At 60.1% G+C, this 16,355-nt stretch carries 17 protein-coding genes; 10 read left to right on the top strand and 7 right to left on the bottom strand.

The annotated features are described in order from the left end of the window. The first annotated feature begins 38 nt into the window (after positions 1-38). Positions 39-719 carry a glutathione S-transferase gene (locus Q0792_RS17870; RefSeq protein WP_298844040.1) on the top strand — a complete coding sequence of 227 codons (681 nt, stop codon included), beginning with the start codon at positions 39-41 and terminating at the stop codon, positions 717-719. 71 nt (positions 720-790) lie between these two features. Further along, positions 791-2,305, top strand: a complete 1,515-nt coding sequence (locus tag Q0792_RS17865) for a YifB family Mg chelatase-like AAA ATPase (RefSeq protein ID WP_298844037.1) — start codon at positions 791-793, stop codon at positions 2,303-2,305. 3 nt (positions 2,306-2,308) lie between these two features. Here the strand turns inward: Q0792_RS17865 and gshB are convergent, their stop codons facing one another. The 3 genes from gshB to rsmI all read right to left on the bottom strand — a co-directional run bounded on the left by gshB (position 2,309) and on the right by rsmI (position 4,560). Beyond that, on the bottom strand, positions 2,309-3,247 hold the full coding sequence (gene gshB / locus Q0792_RS17860) for a glutathione synthase (protein WP_298844034.1): 939 nt from the start codon (positions 3,245-3,247) through the stop codon (positions 2,309-2,311). A gap of 72 nt (positions 3,248-3,319) precedes the next feature. Next, a complete protein-coding gene (locus Q0792_RS17855; RefSeq protein ID WP_298844031.1) occupies positions 3,320-3,700 on the bottom strand; it encodes a YraN family protein in 381 nt (126 codons plus the stop codon). 2 nt (positions 3,701-3,702) lie between these two features. Then, entirely contained in the window at positions 3,703-4,560 is an 858-nt protein-coding gene (gene rsmI, locus Q0792_RS17850) for a 16S rRNA (cytidine(1402)-2'-O)-methyltransferase (RefSeq protein WP_298844028.1), read from the bottom strand. 75 nt (positions 4,561-4,635) lie between these two features. On the opposite strand from rsmI, the gene Q0792_RS17845 reads away from it, so the two are divergent. The 3 genes from Q0792_RS17845 to murJ are packed head-to-tail and all read left to right on the top strand — an operon-like array spanning position 4,636 to position 10,139. Further along, complete coding sequence (locus tag Q0792_RS17845) at positions 4,636-5,814, top strand: penicillin-binding protein activator (RefSeq protein ID WP_298844025.1); 1,179 nt, start codon at positions 4,636-4,638, stop codon at positions 5,812-5,814. Positions 5,815-5,823: 9 nt separating this feature from the next. Then, on the top strand, positions 5,824-8,601 hold the full coding sequence (locus Q0792_RS17840; RefSeq protein WP_298844022.1) for a [protein-PII] uridylyltransferase: 2,778 nt from the start codon (positions 5,824-5,826) through the stop codon (positions 8,599-8,601). Next, the gene (gene murJ, locus Q0792_RS17835; RefSeq protein ID WP_298844019.1) at positions 8,598-10,139 is read left to right on the top strand and encodes a murein biosynthesis integral membrane protein MurJ; all 1,542 of its coding nucleotides are present in this window, start codon (positions 8,598-8,600) and stop codon (positions 10,137-10,139) included. The genes Q0792_RS17840 and murJ overlap by 4 nt, the downstream gene beginning before the upstream one ends. Here the strand turns inward: murJ and Q0792_RS17830 are convergent, their stop codons facing one another. Continuing rightward, positions 10,140-10,826 (bottom strand): rhomboid family intramembrane serine protease, encoded by a 687-nt coding sequence (locus tag Q0792_RS17830; protein WP_298844016.1) that lies wholly within the window; start codon positions 10,824-10,826, stop codon positions 10,140-10,142. Between the two features lie 82 nt (positions 10,827-10,908). Here Q0792_RS17830 and trpS point away from each other — a divergent pair, with 82 nt between their 5' ends. Continuing rightward, complete coding sequence (trpS, locus tag Q0792_RS17825) at positions 10,909-11,925, top strand: tryptophan--tRNA ligase (RefSeq protein WP_298844013.1); 1,017 nt, start codon at positions 10,909-10,911, stop codon at positions 11,923-11,925. On the opposite strand, the gene Q0792_RS17820 is transcribed toward trpS, so the two are convergent. Continuing rightward, positions 11,922-12,452 carry a hypothetical protein gene (locus Q0792_RS17820; RefSeq protein ID WP_298844010.1) on the bottom strand — a complete coding sequence of 177 codons (531 nt, stop codon included), beginning with the start codon at positions 12,450-12,452 and terminating at the stop codon, positions 11,922-11,924. The genes trpS and Q0792_RS17820 overlap by 4 nt on opposite strands. Before the next feature lie 191 nt (positions 12,453-12,643). Here Q0792_RS17820 and Q0792_RS17815 point away from each other — a divergent pair, with 191 nt between their 5' ends. From Q0792_RS17815 to Q0792_RS17800, 4 genes are all read left to right on the top strand, one after another. Further along, the gene (locus Q0792_RS17815) at positions 12,644-13,123 is read left to right on the top strand and encodes a VOC family protein (protein ID WP_298844008.1); all 480 of its coding nucleotides are present in this window, start codon (positions 12,644-12,646) and stop codon (positions 13,121-13,123) included. A 75-nt stretch (positions 13,124-13,198) separates the two neighbouring features. Then, positions 13,199-14,299, top strand: coding sequence for a class II histone deacetylase (locus tag Q0792_RS17810; protein ID WP_298844005.1), 1,101 nt, complete (start codon positions 13,199-13,201; stop codon positions 14,297-14,299). A 17-nt stretch (positions 14,300-14,316) separates the two neighbouring features. Next, positions 14,317-14,895 (top strand): nitroreductase family protein, encoded by a 579-nt coding sequence (locus Q0792_RS17805; RefSeq protein ID WP_298844002.1) that lies wholly within the window; start codon positions 14,317-14,319, stop codon positions 14,893-14,895. Further along, entirely contained in the window at positions 14,880-15,611 is a 732-nt protein-coding gene (locus Q0792_RS17800; protein ID WP_298843997.1) for an EI24 domain-containing protein, read from the top strand. The genes Q0792_RS17805 and Q0792_RS17800 overlap by 16 nt, the downstream gene beginning before the upstream one ends. Here Q0792_RS17800 and Q0792_RS17795 read toward each other — a convergent pair. Then, entirely contained in the window at positions 15,547-15,843 is a 297-nt protein-coding gene (locus Q0792_RS17795; RefSeq protein ID WP_298843994.1) for a DUF1467 family protein, read from the bottom strand. The genes Q0792_RS17800 and Q0792_RS17795 overlap by 65 nt on opposite strands. Before the next feature lie 9 nt (positions 15,844-15,852). Continuing rightward, positions 15,853-16,257 carry a methylmalonyl-CoA epimerase gene (mce, locus tag Q0792_RS17790; protein WP_298843991.1) on the bottom strand — a complete coding sequence of 135 codons (405 nt, stop codon included), beginning with the start codon at positions 16,255-16,257 and terminating at the stop codon, positions 15,853-15,855. Positions 16,258-16,355: the final 98 nt, after the last annotated feature.

Genomic DNA, 16,355 nt, shown 5'->3' with positions numbered 1-16,355 from the left:
ATTTGCCGTCGCCTGTGTGCACGCGCTAGCGTCGCGGCATGACATATGACCTTTACATCGGCGACCGTACTTTTTCCAGCTGGTCCCTCCGTGGCTGGCTGATGTTTGAAAAATTTGGTCTTTCTTTCAACACGCATGACATTGGCCTCTATGGGGGCACAATGGCAGAGGACCTTGCGCCTTTTGCACCGGCAAGGCTGGTTCCAATGGTGAGAACTCCCGAGGGCGACGTGATCGGCGAGACGATCGCCATGGCGGAGACACTGGCGGAAAGGCACCCTGATGCAGGACACTGGCCAAAGGACGCGCGCCAGCGCACCCGGGCCCGCTGGCTCTGCGCAGAGATGGCCAGTGGGTTCGGCGCGTTGCGCCGGGACTGCCCGATGCAGCTGGAGCATGTGTACGGGGGGTTTCGCGTCCCCGAAGGCGTCCGCGCGGACCTTGACCGCATCGAGACCCTCTGGGCCTGGGCGCGCAACTCTCAGGATATCGCCTGCGACTGGCTGTTTGGCGACTACAGTCTGGCCGATGTTTTTTACGCGCCGGTCGCGGCACGGATCATCGGATACGACCTGCCTGTGTCTGCTGCGTCGCGATCCTACTGCATGCAGGTAATCTCCGATCCGGCCTTTAAGGCATGGCGGGCTGAAGGTCTGAAACAGACTTATGACCCATCCCCGTATCCGATGAGCCTGCCGACCGTTCCCTGGCCGGAATAACGCTGGCGTTAACGCTTCGGTAACAGTGGTGGCGGTAGCGTTAACCACGAATTACCGGTTGCGGGGGCCTCATGATCAGTCACACTCATTCCGTGGCGTTTCGCGGTGTGGACGCGTGTCTTGTGCAGGTGCAGTGCTCCCTGACGCCGGGCCTGCCGGGGTTCAGCATTGTCGGACTGCCGGACAAGGCCGTGTCCGAGGCACGGGACCGTGTTCGCTCTGCGCTGGCGAGTATGGCGATCGCATTTCCCGCAAAGAAGATAACGATCAATCTCAGCCCTGCGGACCTTCCCAAAGAGGGGAGTCATTTTGATCTGCCAATTGCGCTGTCGCTGTTGTCTGCCATGGAAATCGTGCCGGCAGATGCCCCGCGCACGGTGATTGCTCTCGGCGAGATGTCGCTGGATGGGACACTCGTTCCCGTCTCAGGCAGTCTGCCCGCCGCCGTTACCGCGTCTGAGACAGAAATGACGCTGCTTTGCCCGTCGGATTGCGGACGTGAAGCTGCATGGGTCAGCGGAGCCGAGGTGATCGCGCCAAAAACGCTTGGTGACGTTGTCCGGCATTTCAACGGCCAGGTTCCTGTTGCTCCGTCGTTGCCCGGCGAAGTCCTGCAGGCACAGACAGGCATTGATCTGCGCGATGTCAAAGGACAGGAACGGGCAAAACGTGCGCTTGAAATCGCCGCCGCCGGCCGTCACCATCTGCTGTTCGTTGGCCCGCCGGGATCCGGCAAATCCATGCTTTCACAACGCCTCCACAGTATCCTGCCCCCCCTGACACCGCATGAAGCGCTCGAGACCTCGATGATCCACTCTGTGGCGGGCCTTCTTGATGCCGGTGGTATTTCGCGGACCCGCCCATTCCGCGATCCACACCATACGTCTTCGATGGCAGCAATCATCGGCGGCGGTCGCGTCGCGCGCCCGGGCGAGGTGTCTCTGGCACACAACGGCGTGCTGTTTATGGACGAGTTCCCCGAATTTCAGCGCAACGTGCTGGAGACCCTGCGCCAGCCACTCGAAACCGGAGAAGTTATGATCTCGCGGGCAAACGCACATATCAGGTATCCCTGCCGCTTCATGCTCATTGCTGCCGCCAATCCCTGTCGATGCGGTTTTATGACCGACCCGGCGCGGGCCTGCGCGCGGGTGCCGGACTGCGGTACTGACTATCTCGGACGTATATCGGGCCCCCTGATGGACCGTTTCGATCTGCGCGTCGAAGTTCCCCCGGTCAGCTACACGGACCTTAATCTGCCAGAGGCCGGTGACAGCTCTGAAACCGTGGCAGCCCGGGTCGCATCAGCGCAGGCGGTACAACACAAACGCTACGAAGACCGGCCTGACATGCACACCAATGCCGATGCCGCAGGCGAGGCTCTTGAAGAAATTGCAGCACCGGACAGTGAAGGCCGTGATCTGCTGGTGCGCGTGGCGGAAAAATTCAGCCTGACCGCTCGTGGCTATCACCGGGTTATGCGCGTCGCGCGGACGATCGCCGACCTTGATGGCTCAGCAGATGTCCGGCAGCCGCATATCGCAGAAGCCGTCAGTTTCCGGCTGGTCGCCGGGCCACGCGCGTGACGCTCAGGCGCTCGCGCGCTTTTCGATGGCCTGCCAGATTTTCTCGGCAATATTCACGCCGTCAAAGCGTTCCAGCTCCTGGATCCCGGTCGGCGACGTCACATTGATTTCGGTCAGGTAATCCCCGATCACATCAATGCCGACAAACACCTGACCCTTCTCTTTCAGAAGCGGCCCTATGGCGGCACAGATTTCGAGATCGCGCTCGGACAAACCGATCTTTTCCGGTCGCCCGCCCACGTGCATGTTAGACCGTGTTTCGCCCGCAGCAGGCACACGGTTTATCGCACCAACCGGTTCACCATCCACCAGAATGACCCGTTTGTCTCCGTTGGACACATCCGGCAGGAATTTCTGAACAATCAGCGGTTCGCGCGAAAATCCTGTAAACAGTTCGTGCAGCGAGGTCAGATTGCGGTCTGCCGCATCCAGACGGAACACACCCGCGCCGCCGTTGCCATAGAGCGGCTTCAGTATGACATCGCCATGTCTGGCCTTGAATGCTTTGATTGTGGCGAGGTCTCTGGCAATTGTCGTCGGCGGTGTCAGATCCGGAAAATCAAGAACCAGCAGTTTTTCGGGATAGTTGCGCACCCAGAACGGGTCATTCACGACCAGCGTGCCCGGTGCCAGCCGGTCCAGCAGATGGGTCGACGTAATATAGTGCATGTCAAACGGCGGATCCTGGCGCAGCCAGACAACGTCGAAATCAACCAGGTCAACTTCTTTCTCAGGTCCAAGCGTTGCGTGCTCTCCCTGTACCCGCTGCACCTGCAGATCATGCCCGCGGGCGGTTATTCTGCCTTCCTGATAGGCAAGATGATCCGGTGTGTAGAAAAACAGGATGTGGCCCCGGGCCTGCGCCTCCTCAGCCAGCCGGAATGAGCTGTCTGCGTTGATATCCACATCCCCGATCGGGTCCATCTGAAAGGCGATTTTCATGGCCGCTCCCTGTGTTGACACCCACTAAATGGGCCAGGAAACCGGGCAGTGCAATGGCCCGCGGCGAAAACCTCAGCCTGCCGCAAAGGCATTTGGCAATACACGCAGACCGCCCCGGCCATCCACCAGTGCCGCATCAAATCGCATCTCCGTGAGCAGCCCCCGTGGCTCCCCGGCCGCGAACTCCTGCGCTGCTGCCGTAATTCGTGCCATCTGACGGGCCCCGATCCGAAGGGCGGCAGTGTCAAAGCAACGGCTCTTTTTGACTTCAGTAAAAACCAGCGCACCGTTGCGGCGAAAAATCAGATCAACCTCACCCGCCACGCCCCGCCAGCGTTCAGCTGCCAGTTCATAGCCACGCGCGAGATAGGCCCGACTGACGATCTCCTCGGCGGCAAGACCCGCCTGGAAACTGGTCTGGCCCCGGACGCGCCTGGCATTGGTGACTGGCATAATTACTCCCTGGTCAGGACAAGTGCCATCTGGTAAATCTGACGCCTTGCCATGTTGTGGGCCCTGGCAACCATATCGACGGCATCGCGCACAGACATCTTCTCCAGCGCCTCTTTCAGGTCCTGTTCTATCCCGGAAGTACTAACAGGTTGCGAACGCGCCCGATCGATCAGCACCACGATTTCGCCTCTGACCTTTTCGTCGGCCAGTGCGCCGGCAAGTTCTCCAAGAGTTCCGCGGCGCACTTCTTCAAATTTCTTTGTCAGCTCGCGGCAGACTGCCGCCGACCGCTCCGCGCCCAGCACCGCTGAGGCATCCGCGAGCATCGCCGCCAGACGCTTTGGCGACTCGTAAAATGCCAGTGTACCCGGTATGTCCCTGACGGCTTCAAGCGCCGAGCGCCGCGCTGCAGAAGCATTCGGCAGAAAACCGGCAAAAAAGAATGCATCTGTGGGCAGCCCAGCCAGAACAAGGGCCGTCAGAACTGCGGACGGGCCCGGTGCCGAGGTGACGGTCAGTCCCGCGGCTGCGGCATCCCGCGCGAGACCAAACCCCGGGTCTGCGATCAGGGGCATTCCTGCCTCTGACGCATATGCGACAGATCTGCCCGACCGGACAGTCTCCAGCAGTTCTTCTGTTGCCCCGCCTCTGCTGTGATCATGCAGCGCCACAATCCGCCGGCCGTTCAGCGGAACCCCGTGAATATCCATCAGCTTACGCAGGCTGCGCGTATCCTCAGCTGCCAGCACGTCTGCTGATGCCAGGACATCAAGCGCCCGGAGGGTGATGTCCCGGGCCGTCCCGATCGGAACACCAACGAACCATACTCCGGCGGCGAGAGGCACCTTTTGGAAATTCAAAGCTGGACCCGCCTTTCGTGACGTCTATGATTGCCGAAAATCTGCGCAGAATGCGCAAAAACCGGAGTATCGCTTATGTTTGCCGTTTTCCCCGCCGCCCGCAAGCTTCTGACCTGGCTTGTCTGGCCCCTGGCCGCGCTGGCTCTGGCAGCCTGTGAACCTGTTCCCGGTGGATTCGGAACCGGCGCGTCGATCAACCCTTCCAAACCGGTACCGGTTGCTCTGCTTGTGCCTGCAGGTTCCGGCAATGTCACGAATGATATTCTCGCGCAAAGCCTTGAAAACGCGGCGCGGCTCGCAATGCGTGACCTTAACGGCGTACAGATCGACCTGCGCGTTTATCCGACAGCTGCGGATGCGACCACTGCCGCCGGTGCCGCGCGGCAGGCGGTGGATGACGGCGCCAAGATTATCCTCGGACCCGTATTTGCAGGGCCTGCGAATGCTGTGGGCGTCGCAGTGGCCGGCGACAACGTCAACGTCCTGGCGTTTTCCAACAATGCAGCCATTGCGGGCGGCAATGTGTTCGTGCTGGGTCAGACCTTTCAGAACACGGCAAACCGCATGACGGCCTTCGCGCGCGCGCAGGGGAAAAGCCGGTTTGTAACCGTGCACGGGCAGGACTCCGCCGGTACGCAGGGCCGCGATGCCATCCAGCGCGCTGTGACCAGCCAGGGTGCTGCGGTAACGGGCACAGTCAGCTATGCATTGTCCCAGCAGGACGTAATTGCAGCGATTCCGAACATCAAAAGCACGGTTCAGTCGACCGGCGCGGATGCGATCTTTATGACTACCGATACAGCGACCGCGCTGCCGCTGTTGTCACAGCTTCTGCCCGAGGCCGGGGTATCAAGTGCAACCGCACAGTTCATCGGCCTGACCCGCTGGGATATCCCGCCGCAGACCCTGAGCCTGCCGGGCGTTCAGGGAGGCTGGTTTGCGGTTCCTGATCCGGGCGCCACATCCCTGTTCAGCGGTCAGTATCAGTCTGCCTACGGGGCGGCCCCGCACCCGATCGGTGGGCTGGCCTTTGACGGGATTGCCGCCATCGGTGCTCTGGTAAGCCAGGGCAACAGCGACGCCCTGACCCGCGCAGCGCTGACCCAGGGCGCAGGATACCGGGGCGCCAGCGGCATCTTCCGGCTGCTGCCCGACGGCACAAATCAGCGCGGTCTGGCCGTCGCCACGATTACCAATGCCCAGGTGGAAATTCTCAGCCCTGCCCCGCAGAGTTTCGGCGGCGCGGGTTTGTAAGGCACAGACATGACCCTGACCGAACCACAGGAAATACCTGTGGAGACACCAGACCTGATCTGTCCGCAGGAGGCAGTGTTTGATCGCGCCGGGGTGACGGCACGGCTTCGGGAAGCTTTTGAGGCCGAACTCTCGGCTGCTGAAACACGCAACGTGACCGTAACTGTTCTCCGGGAAGCACAGACTTCCGGCCGGCGCGCGATTGCCGCGGCCTTTGCGGAAAATCCCTTTGATGCCCGTCCGATGACGCGCGCTTACACGTTCCTGACGGATGAACTGGTGCGCACCGTACTTTGGGTGGCCACCGACGTTCTGCACCGTCGCCCGAATCCGACGGCAGGTGAGCATCTGTCTCTGATCGCAGTGGGCGGATATGGCCGGGGCGAAATGGCGCCCTTTTCGGACGTTGATCTGTTGTTTCTGACACCCTACAAAATGACCCCCTGGGCCGAGAGTGTCATTGAAACGATGCTGTATATGCTCTGGGACCTGAAGCTTAAGGTCGGCCACGCAAGTCGCACTGTCAGAGAATGCCTGCGGCTGGGCGCGGAAGATTTCACAATCCGTACAGCACTGCTGGAACAACGGTATCTGGCTGGTGACAAAGCCCTTGCTGACAAGCTCGCGGAAAAGCTCCGTGCCGATCTTTTCACCGGATCAGAACGCGCTTTTATCGAAGCAAAACTGGCGGAACGCGAAACGCGGCACAAGAAACACGGCCAGCGTTATGTGGTGGAGCCGAATGTCAAGGAAGGCAAGGGCGGCCTGCGCGACCTGCAGTCCCTGTACTGGATTGCGAAATATGTTCATGGCGTCAAGGACACGGCCGAACTGGTCCGTCTGGGCGTGTTTACTGCCGAGGAATTCAGTAATTTCGTTTCGGCCGAAAACTTTCTCTGGGCCGTGCGCGGTCACCTTCACCTGCTCAGCGGACGCCCGACCGAACAGCTGACTTTTGACATGCAGGCCCAGGTCGCGGAGGCCATGGGGTACGAAGACACCTCGGGCCGGCGCGGTGTCGAGGTCTTTATGCAAGCGTTTTTCAGGCATGCCACTGAAGTCGGTGACCTGACCCGCATTTTCCTGACCAAGATGGAAGCAGATCACGTCAAGGCAGATCCGCTGCTCGAACGGATCTTCAGGCGGCGTCCGCGCACACGCCCGGGATATGTTGTTGTGCACAACCGGCTCGCGATCAGGGACGATGAGGCGTTTCTATCCGACAAACTGAACCTGTTGCGGATTTTCGAGGAAGGTCTGCGGACCGGCATGCTGATCCACCCCGACGCAATGCGGCTGGTCAAAGCCAACCTGGATCTGATTGATGATGACATGCGGAACGCACCCGAGGCGCGACGCATCTTCTTTGATCTTCTGCTCAAACACGGCAACCCTGAACGCGCGCTGCGGCGTATGAACGAACTGGGCGTCCTGGGTACGTTTATTCCGGAGTTCGAGTTCATCGTCGCAATGATGCAGTTCAACATGTACCACTCCTACACCGTCGACGAACATATCATTCAGTGCGTCACAACACTGAGCCAGATAGAACGTGGTGAGCTGGAAGAAGACCTGCCCGTTGCCTCCTCCATCCTCAAGGACGGGGTGAACCGCAAGGTGCTCTACACAGCGCTTCTGCTGCACGATATCGCCAAGGGGCGCCCCGAAGACCATTCGATACTCGGCGCGCAGATGGCGCGCAAAATTGCGCCCAGGCTGGGGCTGAGCAAGACGGACACAGATACAGTCGAATGGCTGGTCCGGTATCACCTGCTGATGTCTGATATGGCGCAGAAACGCGACATTGCAGACCCGCGTACTGTCCGCGAATTTGCCAAAGCGGTACAGACGGTAAAACGCCTCGACCTGCTCTGTGTTCTGACGGTCTGCGACATCCGTGGTGTCGGGCCCAATACCTGGAACAACTGGAAAGCTGTGCTGATCCGCGCACTCTACCGCCAGACACGCAAAGCGCTTGAAACCGGCCTCGAGGATCTCAACCGCGAGAACCGCGGTGCAGAGGCCAAACGCGCTCTGCGTGAGGCACTCAGCGACTGGCCGCGCAAGGATCTGCAGACGGAAACCGGCCGCCACTATGACCCGTACTGGCAGGGTCTGCACGTCACCGCACACGCCACCTTTGCCGAGATGCTGCGCGACATCAAAGAAGATGAGATCAGGATTGATCTTCACCCGGATGAAGACCGTGATGCGACACGCGCCTGTTTTGTGATGGCGGATCATCCGGGCATCTTTACCCGCCTCGCCGGTGCCCTCGCGCTGGTCGGCGCCAATGTTGTCGATGCCCGCAGCTACACGACCAAAGACGGGTTTGTCACAGACGCCTACTGGATTCAGGACGCAGACGGTAACCCATATGACGCCTCGCGCCTGCCTCGTCTGCGGCGCATGATCGAGCGTACGCTGCACGGCGAAGTCGTTGCGCGCGACGCCCTCAAGGACCGCGACAAGGTCAAGAAACGCGAGCGTGCTTTCCGGGTGCCGACGCATATCACATTCGACAACGAAGGCTCCGAGATCTACACGATCATCGAGGTGGACACCCGCGACCGTCCCGGCCTGCTTTATGACCTGGCCCGGACGCTGGCGGCCTCAAACGTCTATATCGCCAATGCGGTGATCGCGACCTATGGCGAACAGGTGGTCGACACCTTCTATGTCAAGGATATGTTCGGCCTGAAGTACCACTCTGAAAGCAAGCAGCGCAGCCTTGAGAAGCGGCTTCGTGCGGCGATCGAAGAAGGCGTCGAAAGGGCGAAGAGTTGAAGCCCATCCGCCTGATGTCCGGCTTTTTCACTGTAGGTGGCTGGACGCTGATGTCGCGCGTACTGGGGTTTATCCGTGACGCGATGATCCTCGCCTATCTGGGCACCGGGCCGCTTTACCAGGCGTATGTGGTGGCCTTCAGACTGCCAAATATGTTCCGCCGGTTTTTCGCCGAAGGTGCATTCAACATGGCCTTTGTCCCGATGTTCTCGAAGAAAGTCGAGGGCGGGGACGATCCCGACGGGTTCGCGTCAGACGCCTTTGCCGGGCTTACCACAGTTCTGATCGCGCTGACGCTTGTGGCAATGGCCGCAATGCCCTGGCTGATCTATGGAATTGCCTCTGGTTTTGCAGGGCAGGAAGAGTTTGACCTGTCTGTCGAATTCGGGCGCATAGCTTTTCCCTATGTGCTCTTTATCTCACTTGCCGCACTGCTGTCGGGCATGCTGAACGCCTCTGGCCGTTTTGCGGCTGCGGCAGCCGCACCTGTGCTGCTCAACGTCCTGCTGATCGCTGCCATGGCTGTCGCCGCGACAACCGGCGGGGATATTGCCCGCGCGCTGATCTGGGGCATTCCGGTTGCAGGCGTCGCCCAGTTCGGACTGCTCTGGATCGCGGTGCGCCGCGCCGGATTCCGTCTCAGCATAAGGCGACCCCGTCTCACACCGCAGATGCGCAACCTGGTGCGCGTTGCCATCCCCGCGGCCCTCGCCGGAGGAGTTGTTCAGATCAACCTGCTGGTCGGTCAGCAGGTCGCCAGCTATTTCGACAAGGCCGTCGGCTGGCTTTTTGCCGCTGACCGTCTCTACCAGCTGCCCCTGGGGGTGGTTGGTATCGCGGTGGGCGTTGTTCTGTTGCCGGATCTGTCGCGCAAACTTCAGTCAAAAGACGACACAGGTGCGCGGATCGCGCTCAGCCGGGCGGGCGAGATTTCTCTGGCTCTGACAATCCCTGCCGCCTTTGCCCTGATTGTGATCCCCTTCCCGCTTGTGTCAGTTCTTTTCGAGCGCGGCGCTGCCACAACCGATGACAGCGCCGCTATCGCCAGCGCCGTGGCGATCTATGGCCTTGGCCTGCCGGCCTTTGTGCTGCAGAAAATCCTTCAACCGCTTTACTTTGCGCGCGAAGACACCCGGAGACCTTTTCATTACGCGGTCGTCTCGATGGTGATCAATGCCGTTCTTGCAATAGGTCTCGCGCCGGTGATCGGCTGGCTGGCGCCCGCGATCGCCACCACCGTTGCAGCATGGATCATGGTGCTGCTTTTGCAGACCGGCGCGCGCCAGTATGGCGAAGTTGCCCGCTTTGACGACAGGTTCCGCCAGCGGATCTGGCGGATGGTTGTGGCATCGGTGGTGATGGCGGCAGCGCTCTGGGTATCAGCAGCCGCGCTCAACCCGTTCCTTGGCCTGGCATGGTGGAGGGCACTGGCGCTTGCAGTTCTGATCGGCATCGGGATGCTTGTTTACTTTGGATCGGGACAGCTTTTCGGGGCTTTCAGGCTGTCCGAGTTCCGGGCCGCTCTGCGCCGCGGCTGATCAGTCCCGCCTGAGCGCGCGGATCAGCCGGGTCATTCCACCCGGCACCAGAAGCGCCGAGGCGACAAAGCCAAACGCAAAACCCGCAAGGTCAGCAACCCATTCGGTGGATGGCCCAAAAAACACACCCCAGATGAGCTGGAGCCCCATGAGCATTGCGATCAGGGAAAACGCGCGCATCTGCTGCTCCCCCGCAAGGCTGAGTTTCAGCCACATAACAAAGGAGTATCCGCCGATCAGGCCATAGACCGCAGGAAATCCGCCAACGATCCATGCAGGATCATTCAGCAGGAGCCCGTAAACCAGCGCGCCGAAGAAAGCGCCTCCGAAAAACAGAACGACCACTGCCAGCTGCCCCAGCGTTTCGCCCACCATTTTGCCCAGCGCCAGCGTCAGCACGACAGCAAAGAGCGCCGCCGTGAAGCCGGAATGCACAAAACTGTAGGTCACAAACCGCTGCAGATGTTCAGGAGGCCACCGCCCGTTGCGCACCATCCAGTCAAAGATGTCGCCCGAAAAGGCAAAACGCTGAACGAATTCCAGCCGCCAGCCGACCGCCTCTGGTCCGCCGAGCATACCTGAGGCTCCCAGTGAAAAAAGTGCCTCAGGGATCGCCATGGCGAGAAACAGCACCACCACAACGGGCGGCAGCGGGTTCACCGGCGGGGCTTCGCGATAATCATCCATCTGTGCGGCATTCCTTGACGATGCTGTGCCCCATGGGTAAGCCACGCCAACGCGTAACGCCAGCCAGGAATGGAGCTACAGAATGACCAGCCCGCAATTCACTCCGCGTGTCTTTTCCGGCATCCAGCCGTCGGGCGGTCTGACGCTGGGCAACTATCTCGGTGCGATCAAACGCTTTGTGCAGATGCAGGACGAAGGCATGGAAACGATCTACTGCATGGTCGACCTGCACGCCGTAACCGTCTGGCAGAACCCTGCGGATCTGGCGCGCAACACACGTGAACTGGCTGCAGGTTTCATTGCGTCAGGTCTGACACCCGAGAAATCCATTCTGATCAATCAGAGCCAGGTACCCGAACATGCACAGCTGGGCTGGGTCTTTTCCTGTGTGGCCCGCATGGGCTGGATGCAGCGCATGACACAGTTCAAGGATAAAGCGGGCAAGAATGCCCAGAACGTATCCCTGGGGCTGTTCGGCTATCCCGCTCTGATGGCGGCAGATATCCTGATCTATCACGCGACGCACGTTCCTGTAGGCGAGGATCAGAAACAGCACCTGGAGCTGACGCGCGATATCGCGACCAAGTTCAACCATGACTATGGTGTTGATTTCTTTCCGATCACAGAGCCGGTGATTGAAGGTGCTGCGACGCGGGTCATGAGCCTGCGCGACGGCTCCAAGAAAATGTCCAAATCTGATCCGTCAGACGCCAGCCGCATCAATATGACGGATGATGCTGATACGATTGCAAAGAAAATCCGCAAAGCAAAAACGGATCCCGACGCCCTGCCCTCCGAAGTCGAGGGTCTTGCCGACCGGCCCGAGGCGCGCAATCTGGTGAATATCTACGCCGCGCTGAACGAACAGACCGTGGAACAGACGCTTGCCGAGGTCGGCGGACAGCAGTTCGGGACCTTCAAGCCGCTGCTTGCCGAGCTGGCCGTTTCCAGATTGTCCCCGATTTCAGGCGAGATGGCGCGACTGATGGCTGACCCGGCAGAGATCGACCGTATTCTGGCACGCGGCGCGGAACAGGCGCGCGAGATCACCGCGCCGGTCCTGGCGCGGACCTACGAGATTATGGGCATGGTGCGTTAAGCCTTGCGCAGGCTGCGCAGCAGAAACGCGAACCCGATCGGCCGGGCGTCTTGCTGCCAGGCATGCATCTGAACAGCATCTGACGCGAGGATGCGGTCGCGCGCGTCCGCAATCACCAGCAGGCCTGCTGTAAAGAACGCAGCGCTGAACGAGAACAGGCCATTTGCAGCGGTCATATAGAGGCCGGACAGAAACGGCCGGGTATCCGGTGTGAAAAGCCCGGAAAAGAAAAGGCTCAGTGAGAACGCAATCCCAGCACCGCTGACAATCAGAACAATCCAGATACGCTTCATCCCCCGTACAGGGCGCAGCACCTGAACAGGGTTGTCCCGGTTCTGGCCGTAGTGGAGCCAGATTCCTGCGCCCGCACCGATCAGGCCTGAGACGACGATAAAGAAGAAGGCTGTCCACAGCACGGCGACACAAAGCACAAGCGCCACGCTCAAAGAGACCCAGCCAGTGTGCTTTGAATGGGTGACCGACTGCATCAGATTGGACAAAGCCGGAATATTTGCGAAACGTGGCATTTCCTTACCCCCTCAGAACAAAGGATAAAATATCACACCAGGCGCATTTTGTCTCACTGATCTCCCGCATAAGGCGAAAATCTGCCGAAAGACTGTTTGCGCCTGCGCACAGATTATGCGCAGCGGTGGGGCTGGCAATGGGTCCCGGCAGCCAATATCTCCTTTCAAGCTTTGCTGAAAAGGAGACCGGTATGGCCCAGCAACCACACCCAAGCGTCGGGCATGTTCACCTTAAAGTGGCGGACCTTGAACGGGCAATTAAGTTCTACCGGGACATTCTCGGATTCGAACTGACACAGCGTTTCGGCGACGAGGCGGCCTTTCTGGGCGCTGGCGGGTATCACCACCACATCGGTCTGAATACATGGCACAGCAAGAATGGCGCAGCCCCGGCGCAGGGAACAACCGGTCTGTATCACAGCGCATTCCTCTACCCGGACCGCGCCGCTCTCGGGGCCGTCATCAGGCGCGTTCTTGACGCTGGTTATGTTCTGGATGGCGCGGCAGATCACGGCGTCAGCGAAGCGGTCTATCTGCGTGATCCGGACGGGAACGGGGTCGAGCTTTACCGTGACCGTGCGCCCGCCGACTGGCCCCGCGGCGCAGATGGCACTCTGGCGATGGTCAACGTCCGTCTCGATGTCGATGCCATTATCCGCGAAGGTTCCTGAATTCGGTCCCGCGCCGATGGACAAATCAGGACCCATAAGTCAGTTTCGCGATAACATCTGCGCGGGAGAAAAGCTGTGACAACCGGGTTCTATCACGACGAGCGCTGCTTCTGGCATGCGGGCGGAAACTACGCTTTCACAATACCGCTCGGTGGCTATGTGCAACCGCTCGCAGCGGGCGGATTGCCCGAAAACCCCGAAACCAAACGCCGCCTGAAAAACCTGATGGATGTCACCGGCATCACCGCCGATCTGGAGATGCGCAGTGCTCCGGAGGCCACGCGCGAAGATCTGCTGCGGGTTCATCCGGCGCACTATCTGGACGCTTTCAGGGAAATGTCAGACGCGGGGGGCGGGGAAATAGGCCGGGCCACGCCTTTCGCGCGCGGTGGTTATGAAATCGCGGCGCTGTCCGCCGGGCTGGCGAAAACCGCTCTGGAAGACGTGCTCACCGGTTCGGTGACAAACGCCTACTCGCTGTCGCGCCCCCCCGGACATCACTGCCTTCCTGACTTTCCCAACGGCTTTTGCCTGCTGGCCAACATCGCAATCGCGATTGAATCCGCCCGGGCCAGAGGACTGGCGCAGCGTTTTGTTGTGCTGGACTGGGATGTGCACCACGGCAATGGCACAGAAGCTATTTTCTATGACCGGGATGACGTGCTGACTCTGTCACTGCACCAGGAAGGCAACTATCCACTGGATACCGGTGCCGTGACCGACAGAGGCCGGGGCGCGGGTACCGGCTGTAACGTCAATCTGCCACTGCCGGCCGGTGCGGGGCACAGTGCCTACCTGCACGCGATGGACACAGTCATACTGCCGCAGATCGAAGCCTTCCGCCCCGACGTCATCATTGTCGCCTGCGGATTCGACGCCTCGGCCATTGATCCGCTGGCACGGATGCTGGCAACTGCCGAGACCTTCCGCCAGATGACACTGCGCGTCCGGCAGGCCGCCGAGGAGCTTTGCAGCGGGCGTCTGGTACTGGTCCACGAAGGCGGGTATTCAGAGGTCTATGTCCCGTTTTGCGGTCACGCGACCCTCGAAGCGCTGTCGGGCAGCAGTAAATCAGCGCCTGATCCCATGGCACATGCCCTGAATATCCGTCAGCCCGGACCGCGCTTTGACGCTTTTCTCAAAGCAGAAATTGACTATCTCGCAAGTCAGCTGTGACATCACGGAGTCTCAAGATGCCCGCACCCAATTCCGGCGCAACCGCCTTTCTGCAAACACGGCGGTCGCGTCCCGCCAAAACGCTTCAGTTACCTGCGCCGGGCCCCGAGGAACTGACGCCTCTGTTGCAGGCCGCAGCGCGCACACCGGACCATGGCAAACTTGAACCCTGGCGGTTCATAGTGATCGAACAGTCCGCTATGGCCAGGCTGGCAGACGTGGTCAGTGCACGGGGAGCAGCAATGGGAATGGACGCGGAGCAGATCGCAAAAGGCAGGAACCAGTTCGATCAGGGCTTGCTGGCAGTTGCTGTCATCGAGGTACAGAAACCCTCAGAAAAGATCCCGGCGCTGGAGCAGACATATTCAGCTGGTGCGGTCTGTCTCTCGCTGCTGAATGCAGCTCTGGCGGCCGGCTGGGGCGCGAACTGGTTGTCCGGGTGGCCCAGCCATGACCGTGGCTTCATGACCGACGCACTTGGCCTTGAAGCAAACGAACGTATTGCCGGTTTTGTACATATTGCGACGGAAACAACAGCGCCGCCGGAACGCCCGCGTCCGGATATGGCAGCAATTACAACATGGGTGTCCGCGTGATACTCGATGCGTTCTTCCGGTCGCTTGGGCAACTTTCTGACCCGCGATTTCGCCGGGTTTTTCTGACCGGAATCGCACTGACCCTTCTGCTGCTCATCGGCGCTTCGGCCGGATTCGTCTGGCTGATCGGGTGGGTCGTGGGGGATCAGACAACCCTGCCGCTTGTTGGCGAGGTCCGCTGGCTGAACGATCTGGCCAGCTGGGGCTCTGCAATTCTGCTGGCGCTGCTTTCGGTTTTTCTGATGGTCCCCGTCGCATCGGCCATCACCTCTATGTTTCTCGAAACGGTGGCTCAGGCCGTCGAGGACGAGCACTATCCACAGCTGGGGCCGGCCCAGAGTGTGCCTTTCGGAGACGCGCTGCGGGATACCATTAATTTTCTGGGTGTGCTGCTGGCCGCAAACCTCGTGGCGCTGGTGCTCTATGTGATCTTTGCGCCGTTTGCACCGTTCATTTTCTGGGGGCTGAACGGGTTCCTGCTGGGACGCGAGTATTTTACCCTTGCAGCAATGCGCAGGGTCGGGCGCAAAAGGGCGCGGGAACTGCGCAGCAGGTTCCGGATCCGGATCTGGATCGCAGGTATTCTGATGGCCGTGCCTCTGTCAGTCCCGTTGCTGAACCTGCTGATCCCGATCCTCGGGGCTGCAACCTTTACCCATCTGTTCCATCAGCTGGCGCCTCAGGCCCCATATGACCGTACCAGTCCAGATCCCTGACGGAAATCACCTCTGACAGGATAATTCCGGCGATTACCGCCCAGAGCACCAGGCTGATTGCCGTCGTGATCTTTGCCTTTTTACCGATGTTGTGCACTTCCGGCGCGCCTGCGTGCGTGCCGGGCACGATCTCGCCAAGATCGCCCTGAGTTTTGACCCGGATCGGCAGGATAATCAGAAAGGTCATCGACCAGATGACCGCAAAAAGTACCAGCGCGGATGTAATTCCCATACTCAGTCCTCAGACCTGCTCGAGTTCAACGAGGCAGCCGTTAAAGTCTTTCGGATGCAGAAACAGCACCGGCTTGCCGTGGGCGCCGGTTTTAGGCTCGCCTGTGCCCAGCACCCGCGCACCGGTTTCCAGCAGATGGTCGCGCGCCTGCAGAATGTCATCCACCTCATAACAGATGTGGTGAATACCACCGGCGGGGTTCTTTTCCAGAAACCCCTGGATGGGACTGTTTTCTCCCAGCGGGTAGAGAAGCTCGATCTTGGTATTGGGCAGCTCGATGAAAACAACTGTCACACCGTGGTCGTGCTCATCCTGTGGCGCGCCCACTTTTGCGCCCAGTGCATTTCGGTACTGATCCGCTGCGGCCTCAAGATCTGGCACTGCAATGGCGACGTGGTTCAGGCGACCAATCATATTTCCGGCTCCGGTGATGTTTGCTGTTGCGTATATGCTGCGCAGGCGGGCGCTGTGCAAGTGACGCACCGCCGCAGTCAGAGCCAGGAGCTTAAATT

Origin of the sequence: uncultured Roseobacter sp. (assembly GCF_947495025.1) — a bacterium.
GTDB lineage: Bacteria > Pseudomonadota > Alphaproteobacteria > Rhodobacterales > Rhodobacteraceae > Roseobacter.
This window is presented reverse-complemented; position numbering and strand designations above follow the sequence as displayed.

Excerpts from the sequence above, each read along its gene's own strand:
- Q0792_RS17870 (WP_298844040.1), top strand. The coding sequence starts at position 39 with ATGACATATGACCTTTACATCGGCGACCGTACTTTTTCCAGCTGGTCC.
- Q0792_RS17865 (WP_298844037.1), top strand. The coding sequence starts at position 791 with ATGATCAGTCACACTCATTCCGTGGCGTTTCGCGGTGTGGACGCGTGT.
- gshB (WP_298844034.1), bottom strand. The coding sequence starts at position 3,247 with ATGAAAATCGCCTTTCAGATGGACCCGATCGGGGATGTGGATATCAAC.
- Q0792_RS17855 (WP_298844031.1), bottom strand. The coding sequence starts at position 3,700 with ATGCCAGTCACCAATGCCAGGCGCGTCCGGGGCCAGACCAGTTTCCAG.
- Q0792_RS17845 (WP_298844025.1), top strand. The coding sequence starts at position 4,636 with ATGTTTGCCGTTTTCCCCGCCGCCCGCAAGCTTCTGACCTGGCTTGTC.
- Q0792_RS17840 (WP_298844022.1), top strand. The coding sequence starts at position 5,824 with ATGACCCTGACCGAACCACAGGAAATACCTGTGGAGACACCAGACCTG.
- Q0792_RS17830 (WP_298844016.1), bottom strand. The coding sequence starts at position 10,826 with ATGGATGATTATCGCGAAGCCCCGCCGGTGAACCCGCTGCCGCCCGTT.
- trpS (WP_298844013.1), top strand. The coding sequence starts at position 10,909 with ATGACCAGCCCGCAATTCACTCCGCGTGTCTTTTCCGGCATCCAGCCG.
- Q0792_RS17820 (WP_298844010.1), bottom strand. The coding sequence starts at position 12,452 with ATGCCACGTTTCGCAAATATTCCGGCTTTGTCCAATCTGATGCAGTCG.
- Q0792_RS17815 (WP_298844008.1), top strand. The coding sequence starts at position 12,644 with ATGGCCCAGCAACCACACCCAAGCGTCGGGCATGTTCACCTTAAAGTG.
- Q0792_RS17805 (WP_298844002.1), top strand. The coding sequence starts at position 14,317 with ATGCCCGCACCCAATTCCGGCGCAACCGCCTTTCTGCAAACACGGCGG.
- Q0792_RS17800 (WP_298843997.1), top strand. The coding sequence starts at position 14,880 with ATGGGTGTCCGCGTGATACTCGATGCGTTCTTCCGGTCGCTTGGGCAA.
- Q0792_RS17795 (WP_298843994.1), bottom strand. The coding sequence starts at position 15,843 with ATGGGAATTACATCCGCGCTGGTACTTTTTGCGGTCATCTGGTCGATG.
- mce (WP_298843991.1), bottom strand. The coding sequence starts at position 16,257 with ATGATTGGTCGCCTGAACCACGTCGCCATTGCAGTGCCAGATCTTGAG.